The following is an 11,339-nucleotide window of genomic DNA, read 5'->3' on the forward strand; positions in this document are numbered from 1 at the left end:
TTTTTCGGGTGATATACTAATTTTAAGGAGATACTTATGAAGAATTCAATCCTTTTAAAGAACATTAAATATCTTGTAACTTGTGATGATGAGGACAATGTATTTCAAAATATAAACTTATTTATTGAAAATGGTGAAATAAAATATATTGGTAGTGAAATTAAATCAGCCGATGAGATTATAGATGCAACAAATATGGTGGTGTATCCAGGACTTATAAATACACACCATCACCTTTATCAATACTTTAGCAGAAATATTCCAGAAGTTCAAAATATGGAACTATTTCCATGGTTGAAATATTTATATGAGATTTGGAAAAATGTAAACAGTGATGTTATTATGTACAGTTCCCTTTGTGGAATGGGTGAACTTTTAAAGACCGGGTGTACAACATGCTTTGACCACCACTATGTATTTCCTAAAAACCAAAGTGGTCTAATAGAAGCACAGTTTGAGGCTGCACAAAGACTTGGAATTAGAATGTATGCATCCAGAGGAAGTATGTCTCTAAGCATTAAGGATGGGGGACTTCCTCCAGATTCGGTAGTTCAAACTGTTGACGAGATTTTAAAAGACAGTGAGGCTTTGGTTAAAAAATTTCATGACAATAGTCAGTTCTCCATGAGGCAGGTTGCACTTGCTCCTTGTTCACCATTTAGTGTAACTGGAGATTTAATGCGTGAATCAGCAATACTTGCAAGAAAACTTGGGGTTAGACTCCACACACATCTTGCAGAAACATTGGATGAAGAAAAATTTACTATGCAAAAATTTAACATGCGCCCTCTTGAGTATATGGAGAGTTTGGGATGGCTTGGCTGCGATGTGTGGTTTGCACATGGTATTCATTTTAATGATGATGAGTTAAATTTACTTGCAAGAACTGGTACAGGCATTGCTCATTGTCCCATATCCAATATGAAATTGTCATCAGGAATTGCAAAGATTCCTCAAATGCTAAAGAGCAAAGTACCTGTTGGACTTGCAGTTGATGGAAGCGCAAGCAACGATGGTTCAAATATGCTTGAAGAGATGAGAGTTGCATTTTTACTGCATAGATTAAACTCAGGTAAAAGTGCTCCCACAGCCTATGATATACTTAAAATGGCCACTAGAGGCAGTGCGAAGGTACTTGGACGCTCAGATATTGGTAAGTTATCTATTGGAATGGCAGGGGATTTGTTTATGATAAACCTTAACCGTCTAGAACTTTTAGGTGCAGATTTAGACCCTAAATCACTACTTAGTACTGTGGGGTTTAAGGGGAATGTTGATTATACCATTGTAAATGGTGTAATTGTTGTAAAAAATGGTGAACTCGTAAATGTTGATGAAGAAAAGATCTATTATGAAAGTAATGTTGTTGCAAAGAAATTTAATAAAAATTCATGATTGAAGTATTTTGATTACTATATAAGGAGGTACAAAATGAGTATTGGAAAGAGTATTAAAAGAGTTGATGCTTTTGATAAAGTAACGGGACGTGCGCAGTTTACAGATGATTTTAAGTTGAGTAACTGTCTTGTCGCGAAAGTTATGCATAGTACTATTGCAAATGGCCTTGTTAAGAGTATTGATGTTTCAGAAGCTATGAAACTTGAAGGGGTTATAAAAATTGTAACTTGTTTTGATGTTCCCCCTATCGGATTTCCAACAGCTGGGCATCCTTTTTCGCTGGACCCTGCTCACCAAGATATAGCAGACAGAAAACTGCTTAATCAAAGAGTTAGATATTATGGTGATGACATAGCAGCAGTAGTTGCTAAAGACAGTGTAACTGCAACAAGGGCCATTAACCTTATAAAAGTAGAATACGAAGAATATGAACCGATACTTTCTATTGATGCTGCACTAAAACAAGGAGCTAAAAGTATTCATGAGGAGTATCCAGATAATATTTTTGCGCATACAAGTTATGAAGTAGGCAATTATGACAATGCTATAAAAGAAGAAGGACTCGTTGTTTTTGAGGGAGAATACGAAACTCCAATGGTTAAGCACTGCCAACTTGAAAATCCAATTTCTTATGCTTATGCGGAGGGTAAAAGAATTGTTGTTGTTACATCAACTCAAATTCCTCATATTGTAAGACGTGTAGTTGGGCAAGCTCTTGGTATTGAGTGGGGAAAAGTCAGAGTTATTAAACCTTATATAGGTGGAGGATTTGGTAATAAACAAGAGGTTCTTTACGAACCGCTAAATGCATATTTATGCAACGCTATTGGTGGCAGATGTGTTAAACTTGATTTGAGTAGGGAAGAGGATTTTGTGAGCACCCGTGTGCGTCATGCTATGAAAATTAAAATCAAAAGTTATGTGAGGCCAAATGGGCGGTTTGTTGCTAGAAAAGTAGTAGTATATGGTAATAAAGGGGCTTATGCATCCCATGGACATAGTATAACAAGTAAAGCAGGTCACGCATTCAAACAAGTATATCAGAGTGAAGTTGCAACTAAAGGTGATATGTATTCAGTATTTACTAATATGCCATCATCTGGTGCTATGCGTGCTTATGGTATACCACAAATAACTTTTGCTATTGAATCCCATGTTGATGATATTGCAACTGAACTTAATTTAGACAAGATTGAAATTAGAAAGCTTAATGCTATGAAATTGGGTTTTGTTGACAATCAAGTTAAATGCTATAGTAATGGCCTTGACGAATGTATTGAAAAGGGTAAAAAATATATAGACTGGGATAAGAAACTTAAAGAATACCAAAATCAAACAGGACCCATAAGACGCGGCGTGGGTATGGCAATATTTAGCTATGCAACGGGTGTTTATCCTATTTCACTGGAAACGGCAGCTTGTAGAATTGTGCTTAATCAAGATGGTTCAGTTCAACTTCAAATGGGTGCCACGGAAATAGGTCAAGGGGCAGATACCGTTTTTGGACAAATGGTAGCAGAGGTTCTTAGCATTCCATCGGAAAATGTACACACTGTATCAACGCAAGATACGGATATTACACCTTTTGATACAGGGGCTTATGCTTCCAGGCAATCTTATGTATCAGGGATGGCTGCTAAAAAGGCTGCTATGGAGATAAAAGAAAAAATAATAGAACATGCGAATTTTATGTTGAAACTTCCTAAAGGAAACATTGAACTTAAAGATAATAATATTATAAATAAAGAAACTGGTGAAATTATAGCTTCACTTAAAGAAGTAGCTATGCATGCACTTTATAATACTGAAAAATCAGTTCACATAACAGCAGATGTTACAAACCAATGTAAATCAAATTCCTTTTCTTTTGGATTATGTTTTGTTGAGGTTGAAGTTGATATTCCTGTAGGTAAAATTAAAGTGATTAATGTTATTAATGTCCACGATAGTGGTAAAATTCTTAATCCTAAGCTAGCGGCAGGACAGGTACATGGCGGTATGAGTATGAGTTTAGGTTATGGTTTGAGTGAACAGCTTTTATTTGATCCAAAGACAGGTAGAATGCTCAATGATAATTTACTAGATTATAAACTTCCAACTATTATGGATACTCCACATTTGGAAGCACAATTTGCAGAAACCTATGATGTATCAGGGCCTTTTGGTAACAAGGCATTAGGAGAACCACCTGCAATTCCGGTTGCACCTGCAATTAGAAATGCTGTGCTTAATGCTACAGGAGTTAAGTTTAATGTTGCTCCGTTAACACCACAAAGACTTGTAGAAAAATTTAAAGAGAGAAATTTAATATAAAAGTAGAGGTGGAATAATAATGTATGATATTGAAAAAATATACCAGGCAACTTCAGTAAAGGATGCTATAAGTCATCTTGAACTGGAACCAAAATCTATAATTATTGCAGGTGGAAGTGACGTGCTTATAAGCATTCGTCATGGCAAGCTTGCTGGATGCTCTCTTGTAAGTATTTTTGGACTGGATGAACTAAGAGGAGTAACTCTTGAGGAAGATGGTAGCATAAAGATAGGTTCACTTACAAGTTTTTCACACATAACTAAAAATGATATTATCCAAAAATATATTCCAGTGTTAGGCGAAGCAGTTGATGAAATTGGAGGTCCACAATTAAGAAACATTGGAACAATTGGAGGGAATATTTCAAATGGTGTTACAAGTGCTGATAGTGCATCCACGTTATTTGCACTAAATGCTAAGCTCCAAATACAAGGACCTGATGGAGAAAGAGTTATTCCTATCTCAGAGTACTACGCAGGGCCAGGAAAAGTTACTTTAAAAAATGCTGAAATACTTACGGCTATCTATATCACTAAAGATAATTATGAAAACTTTAGTGGTAATTACATTAAATATGCTATGCGTAATGCAATGGATATTGCAACTCTTGGTTGTAGCGTAGTGTGTAAACTTAATGCACAAAAGGATAAGATAGAAGATGTACGTCTTGCCTACGGTGTTGCAGCTCCAATCCCTATGAGATGTTTCAAAGCTGAAGAAGCTATAAAGGAAATGGGTTTTTCTGATGAAATGTTTAATATTTTCGGTGAAACAGCAAAGACTGAAGTGAGTCCTCGGACATCTTGGCGTGCATCTAAAGATTTCCGCCTTCAACTTGTAGGGGAACTCAGTAAAAGGGCTTTAAAGGAATGTATAAAAAAATGTGGAGGTGTAATCAATGGCTAATAAGATTTTAAACTTCATAGTAAATGGTGAACCTACACAAATTATGATAGATGATAGAGATTCACTTACTGATGTTTTAAGAAATCAACTTAATCTTACAAGTGTTAAAAAAGGTTGTGAGGTTGGTGAATGTGGAGCTTGTACTGTTCTTATTAATGGTGAAGCCTACGATTCATGTATTTATCTTGCAATTTGGGCAGAAGGTAAAGAAATTCGTACAACTGAAGGACTCATGGATGCTGATGGTAATATATCGGATATTCAGGAAGCATTTATTGAGGAAGGTGCTGTGCAATGCGGTTTCTGTACCTGTGGATTTGTTATGTCATCCATCCCTATTCTAGAAGACGATAAAGAGTATACAACCGAAGAGGTTAAAAAATCAATTTCTGGTAATCTATGCCGTTGCACTGGTTATGAAAATATATTAAATGCTGTAGAAAAAACTAAAGTGCATCGTTGTGATTGCAATAAATCAAAACTATGATAAAATAAAATAATGTTTTAAATTTCGCCCTATGACAATCCATAGGGCTTAATTATAAAAAAATTGAGGGGGAACAAAGATGGAGCGTTTTCAATTGAAAGAAAATGGAAGTGACGTCAAGAAAGAAGTTATTGGAGGGATAACCACATTTTTAACCATGGCATATATTATTGCAGTTAATGCAAATATTTTAGGAGCTACAGGCATGGATATGGGTGCCATAGTAACAGTAACTTGTTTAACAGCAGGTTTTACTACAATAGCTATGGGTTTATATGCAAATCTTCCTTTTGCACTAGCGTCAGGAATGGGACTTAATGCATTCTTTGCTTTTAGTGTAGTAATAGGACAGAAAGTTCCTTGGCAAGTGGCGCTGGCAGCTGTATTTATTGAAGGTCTTATTTTTATTGTATTATCATTAACGAATGTTAGAGAAGCAGTAGTTAACGCTATACCAACAACTTTAAAATTGGCAGTTACTGCAGGTATCGGACTTTTCATTGCATTTATTGGTTTGGTAGATGCTGGTATTGTAATTGCTAATCCAGACACAAAGGTAGCTATGGGTACTTTTAAAAGCCCTGCAGTACTAATCACAGTACTGGGAGTAATTGTAATAGTAGTATTGTCAAAGAAAAAAGTTAGAGGAGCTATATTATGGGGAATAGTTGCAAGTGCTGGAGCGGCTTGGATATATGCAATGATAGCACCAATAACAGCAGCAACTTATGGAATATACACTCCAAAAGGGATATTTAAACTTGAGTCAATGTCACCAATTGCTGGTAAACTAGACTTTTCATATTTAAAAGATCCAGCTAAAATCATGCAATTTATTACAATATTATTAACATTTTTGTTTGTTGATTTTTTCGATACTGTGGGAACTCTAGTAGGAGTTGCTTCAAAGGTTGGAATGGTTGATAAAGATGGTAAGGTTAAAAATGCTGGAAAGGCGCTACTAGTAGATGCCGTTGGTACTACTGTGGGAGCGTTCCTTGGTACTTCAACTGTAACTACTTACGTAGAAAGCTCAGCGGGAGTTGCAGAAGGCGCTAGAACAGGACTTGCTTCTGTTGTAACAGGAATTTTGTTCTTAATAGCAATGTTTTTTTCACCATTATTTGTTGCAATACCAATGTGTGCAACTGCACCAGCACTCATTATTGTAGGATTTTTCATGATAGGGGGTATAACTAAGATAGATTTTAATGATTTCACTGAGGGAGTGCCTGCTTTCTTAACAATCATAATGATGCCACTTACTTATAGTATAGGAGACGGTTTAACAATTGGACTTCTTTCTTATGCTGTGTTAAACGGAATCAACAATTTATTTACTAAGGATCATAGCAAGAGAAAGAAAGTTTCAATTATAATTTACATTTTGGCGATAATATTTATTGCTAAATTATATTTTACAGGCTAAAAATAATAGGATATTAGAAATGAAAAACAATTCGCTTTGTAAAAAAAGCAGATTGTTTTTTTTATTTCTCAGTAAATTTTTTGACGCTTTAATTTAATGCTTCAATAAATTAAATGTTTTCTCCTTGGGAATATACAAATGAGGGTAATAATAGTAGAGGATGATGAAATAAAAAGGAAAATTGTTAGAAACCCACAGTTTAAATAAGCTGATGAATTTATGTGGAACAATAAAATGATAAGCTGCATTTAAGTGCTACTTTAACAAAAGGTAAGGTTTTGAGTATAGATCAAGATGCTATTATCAGTTTATAGTGAAAAATTCTGAGATTAAATTCTAGAATTAGCACCTATAGCAAGAGTGAGCCCTCATACATTTCTATGATATGAGGGCATTCTCACCAGTAATAGCAGCAAGGGTAGGAACATATGCAAAACTTACTCCCATAATTACAGGGAGCCTTGAACCGATAACCTTGCCCAGGGGAAAAATTTGAATTAAAGTTGCTATACCAGCAAAAACAGTGAGGATTGTACAAGTAGAATTTTGTCAGCAGCAGTAAGATTTGCAACTCCAGCAATTATAAGAGCCGGTGTAACACACCCAACAATCATAGCAACAACGTGTTGAAGGCCTAAGGGTATAAATTCTTTCATTGAAGGTATACCATCATATTGAAATAATAAGGACTTTTGATTAGAACTCATAAAAAACTCTTCCTCTAATTTAACTTTTGTGAGCAACAAAAATTGAAAATTCATTTCCGATTTTTGAAAGGTGACAGGCACCTTTCAGATATTAGTAGTGAAGCGGACAATATCTGTTGCTGATTTACAAGATCAGTTTGATTAGTATTCATATTAACAAAATAAGTTATTATTTTTCGTTTTCAAGCATCCCCATAACTATTTTTTCTGCTGTTATTGGTAGTGTTCTTATATTAACTCCTGTTGCATTATATACTGCATTAGCTAATGATGGTGATGCAGTATTGATTACAATTTCCCCTATTGATTTAGCGCCAAAAGGACCTGTTGGCTCATAACTACTTTCAAATTCTACTCTTATATTTCCTATATCAAGGCGAGTTGGAATTTTATATTGCAGGAATGAATCATTTCTCATTCTTCCCTTTTCATCGTATGAAACTTCTTCGTATAATGCCATTCCTATACCTTGTGCAATTCCACCTTCTGCTTGAATTCTTGCAAGATTTGGATTGATTACAGTTCCACAGTCAACAACTGAAACATAATCAATAATATCCACCTTACCAGTTAATTTATCTATTTCAATTTCAACAATTCCAACCATGAATGGTGGTGGTGAAACCTTTGAGTAATGTGATTCACTAGCTGTTAGATTCTTACTTCCACCCAGCAAACTTGCGTTGGCTAAATCAACTAATGTAATGCTCTTATCATCTTTTAAAGAGAATACCTTTTGTCCGCAAAATTCTACATTTCCAATTGGGCATTCTAATAATCTAGCACCCTCTTCAATCATTTGTGCCTTTAATTTTTCACAAGTCTTTATTACAGCTCCACCTGTGATATAAGTTGTACTTGACGCATAAGAACCTGTATCATATGGAGATTGGTCCGTATCAACTCCATGAACAACAATATTGTCTACATGGCAATCTAAACACTCTGCTGCCATTTGAGCTAAAATTGTATCACAACCAGTCCCCATATCAGTTGCACCTATCATTAATGTATAGAACCCATCATCATTTAATTTTATTTCAACTGCTGCTGTATCTAAGTTAGATATACCAGAACCTTGCATAGCCATAGACACTCCAACTGACCTAACCTTACCGCTGCCCATATCTCTACATGGATATTTATTATCCCAATCTATCATTTCCTTAGCTCTAGCTAAACATTTATCTAATGTACAACTATTAAGTGTTTCATTATAATAAGCGGGCATTACTTGCCCCTCGGCTACCATATTCATTTCTCTTATTTTAATAGGATCTATATTAAGCCTCGATGCTAATTCATTAACTGCACTTTCTAAAGCAAATAATCCTTGAGTTGCTCCATATCCTCTAAAAGCTCCAGCACCCATAGTGTTTGAATATACAACATCATATTCAAATTTATAAGCATTGGCACCATTGTATAATGGCATTGATTTATTACTGGTTAATCCTACTGTTGTTGGTCCATGTTCACCATAAGCTCCAGCATTAGATAATGTATACATATCGATAGCTTTTATAACACCCTTGTCATCAGCACCTAACCGCACCTTAATTTCCATTTCATGTCTAGGACTTCCAGAAGTCATACTCTCTTTGCGAGTGTAAATCATCTTAGCTGGTTTTCCTGTTTTCATAGTTACAATAGCAGGAAAAACTTCACATACAACACTTTGTTTAGCACCAAATCCTCCACCGATTCTTGGTTTAATAACTCTAACGCTTGATTTTGGTATTTCAAGTGCGGTAGCTAAAATACGTCTTACGTGGAATGGGACTTGTGTTGAACTTGTAATATTTAATCTTCCGTAAACATCCATTTCAGTAAAAGTTCTAAATGTTTCCATCATAGCTTGGCTATTAGCCTTAGTATGATATGTTTGCTCTATTACATGAGCACATTTACTTAATTCTACTTCAACATCACCAAATATAAAATCTCCAGTTGAACAAAGATTTCTCTTAGCATCTGTTCCAACTTCACACAATGATTTAAAGTCGTCTTCAGGATGCACTACAATTTTATTATCCTTAGCTTCTCTAAAATCTAATAGTGCTTCTAAAACTTCATATTTAACTTTAATTAACTTTAATGCTCTATCTACACATTTGTCATCCGTTCCAGCAACTATTGCAACAGGCTCGCCAACACATCTAATTCTTTTATCTAAAATTAATCTATCATAAGGGCTTGGTTCAGGATAAGACTGTCCAGCCATAGTAAATTTAGAGCTAGGCATATCTTGATATGTTAAAATACATTCAATACCTGGCACTTTGCTTGCTATAGTTATATTAATTTCTTCTATTAATGCATGTGCATGTGGACTTCTAAGTACCTTTACTATTAAACAGTTATTTGGTGCTATATCATCTGTATATACTGGCTTACCAGTTACAAGTGCCATAGCATCTTTTTTTCTTATTCCCTTACTTACTGATTTCATTCCTTAGTCCTCCTTTGCAGCTTCTAAATATTTCTTAATTGCTCTTAGCTGACCCATATACCCTGTGCAACGGCATAAGTTTCCACACAAATATTGCTTAATTGCGAGCTCAGTTGGGTTAACTAATTCGTTCTTCATAGCTAATACATTCATAATAAATCCAGGGCTACAGAAACCGCATTGTTCTGCTCCTTCATCTGCCATAAATGCACCAAACTCCTCTGCCTCCAACTGCATCCCTTCAATAGTTGTTACGTGTAATCCATTTGCTTTCATTACAAGAGTACTACATGATAAAATAGGCTTTCCTTCTAGATGTACAGTACATAAACCACAGTTTGCAGTTTCGCATCCCCTTTTTACACTGTAAAATCCCTTACTTCTTAAATAATCGATTAATAATGTATCTACTTGTATATCGTCTGCAAATATTTTATCGTTTATCCATAATTTAACTTTCATGAGTGCCTCCCATAATTTCTTCTATTCCTCTATTTATAAATACTCTAGCAAGAATTTGTCTATATTCTTTGCTACCCCTCATATTGCTTTGAAATTTCACTTCTTTCATTACATGTTCTACTAAAAAATCAATTTCTTCTTTAGTTGGATTTTCACTAAGAATTATTCCAGTCTTATTTACTAATATTGCCTTTTGAGGCCGAGCACCTAATACTATTGTCCATTTATCTAAAGACTTTGAAATTGCAACAGTAAGAATTGGAATATCAGTAGCAGTGATTCTTTGTGTTAAATAAGATACTTTTCTTGGATCCTTCTTAATTATAATTCTTACTAAAATATCATTATCATATGACATATCTTTAAAAATTGATAACGGAATAATTCCGACATTATATAACTCTACATAAGTGTCTAATGCTAATAAAGATGTTAAAATATCTGAAAACCCAAATCGGGAATATATACTTCCTCCGATAGTTGCACAATTTCTGAATTGTACTCCTACTATATGTACTAAAGATCTTGATATAGCACCATTAAAATAAGAGTTTAATGATTTATTAACTTCCATATCCCTTAATGTACACATACAACCTATTTTAAAATACTCTTCATCTTCTTCAACCTTATCTAATCCTAATTTTGATAAATCAATAGCTGTTTGAATTTTACGTTCACCCATCTTAAGCCAAGCAATACCGCCTAGTACAACATTGTTCTTCTTTTGATTTAAATCATATGCTTGTGCTAACTCTTCTACTACTACATAATTTTTAATTGTAAACAATTTTCTTTCCTCCTAAATCTAAATTATTTCAAAGTTATCACTTGGACAATTTAAAACAATATATGTAAATGGTTTTCACTAATAAACTTTTTCTAATTATATTTAAGTCGTCCTCCACATCCGTTTTTTTACATTGACGAACATTATAGAACTATTTTATAATAATGTACGTATTTTCAAGCTAATATTACCACATATATAACCTTTTTTCTACATTTTTCTATTATTTTTTCAAATAAAAAAAACTATGTATTAATAAACTGGTACCTATAGACTGGACACTTAGAAAAAAAGTGTTTGAGCTGTAGGTGCTTTTTTTGTATAATTAAATACATAGTGAGAGGTGGTAATTATGAGTAAAGTTTTATTTTCAAAAGCAGGTATATTAGCGCTC

The 11,339-nt window shown here is 34.3% G+C and carries 10 protein-coding genes; 5 read left to right on the plus strand and 5 right to left on the minus strand.

What is annotated here, in order from left to right:
- The first annotated feature begins 36 nt into the window (after positions 1-36).
- The 5 genes from JJD95_RS10775 (at position 37) to JJD95_RS10795 (ending at position 6,534) form a co-directional block, all read left to right on the plus strand.
- Positions 37-1,395: an 8-oxoguanine deaminase gene (locus JJD95_RS10775; RefSeq protein WP_291643022.1), complete on the plus strand. Its 1,359-nt coding sequence runs from the start codon at positions 37-39 to the stop codon at positions 1,393-1,395.
- A gap of 36 nt (positions 1,396-1,431) precedes the next feature.
- Positions 1,432-3,711, plus strand: a complete 2,280-nt coding sequence (xdhA, locus tag JJD95_RS10780) for a xanthine dehydrogenase subunit XdhA (protein ID WP_291643023.1) — start codon at positions 1,432-1,434, stop codon at positions 3,709-3,711.
- A gap of 19 nt (positions 3,712-3,730) precedes the next feature.
- The gene (gene xdhB, locus JJD95_RS10785; RefSeq protein WP_291643024.1) at positions 3,731-4,618 is read left to right on the plus strand and encodes a xanthine dehydrogenase subunit XdhB; all 888 of its coding nucleotides are present in this window, start codon (positions 3,731-3,733) and stop codon (positions 4,616-4,618) included.
- Positions 4,611-5,105, plus strand: a complete 495-nt coding sequence (gene xdhC / locus JJD95_RS10790) for a xanthine dehydrogenase subunit XdhC (RefSeq protein ID WP_291643025.1) — start codon at positions 4,611-4,613, stop codon at positions 5,103-5,105. Before xdhB ends, xdhC begins: the two co-directional genes overlap by 8 nt.
- 79 nt (positions 5,106-5,184) lie before the next feature.
- The gene (locus JJD95_RS10795) at positions 5,185-6,534 is read left to right on the plus strand and encodes an NCS2 family permease (RefSeq protein ID WP_291643026.1); all 1,350 of its coding nucleotides are present in this window, start codon (positions 5,185-5,187) and stop codon (positions 6,532-6,534) included.
- Positions 6,535-6,912: 378 nt separating this feature from the next.
- On the opposite strand, the gene JJD95_RS20080 is transcribed toward JJD95_RS10795, so the two are convergent.
- From JJD95_RS20080 to JJD95_RS10815, 5 genes are all read right to left on the minus strand, one after another.
- On the minus strand, positions 6,913-7,065 hold the full coding sequence (locus JJD95_RS20080; RefSeq protein ID WP_367114807.1) for a solute carrier family 23 protein: 153 nt from the start codon (positions 7,063-7,065) through the stop codon (positions 6,913-6,915).
- Entirely contained in the window at positions 7,041-7,241 is a 201-nt protein-coding gene (locus JJD95_RS10800; RefSeq protein ID WP_367114805.1) for a hypothetical protein, read from the minus strand. Before JJD95_RS10800 ends, JJD95_RS20080 begins: the two co-directional genes overlap by 25 nt.
- A 169-nt stretch (positions 7,242-7,410) precedes the next feature.
- On the minus strand, positions 7,411-9,693 hold the full coding sequence (locus JJD95_RS10805) for a molybdopterin cofactor-binding domain-containing protein (RefSeq protein WP_291643027.1): 2,283 nt from the start codon (positions 9,691-9,693) through the stop codon (positions 7,411-7,413).
- Positions 9,694-9,696: 3 nt separating this feature from the next.
- The gene (locus JJD95_RS10810; protein ID WP_291643028.1) at positions 9,697-10,155 is read right to left on the minus strand and encodes a 2Fe-2S iron-sulfur cluster-binding protein; all 459 of its coding nucleotides are present in this window, start codon (positions 10,153-10,155) and stop codon (positions 9,697-9,699) included.
- Complete coding sequence (locus tag JJD95_RS10815) at positions 10,145-10,945, minus strand: FAD binding domain-containing protein (protein ID WP_291643029.1); 801 nt, start codon at positions 10,943-10,945, stop codon at positions 10,145-10,147. The genes JJD95_RS10810 and JJD95_RS10815 overlap by 11 nt, the downstream gene beginning before the upstream one ends.
- Between the last annotated feature and the right edge of the window lie 394 nt (positions 10,946-11,339).

It is taken from the genome of Clostridium sp., assembly GCF_016650035.1.
In the GTDB taxonomy this organism is placed as follows: Bacteria; Bacillota; Clostridia; order Clostridiales; family Clostridiaceae; genus Clostridium_AD.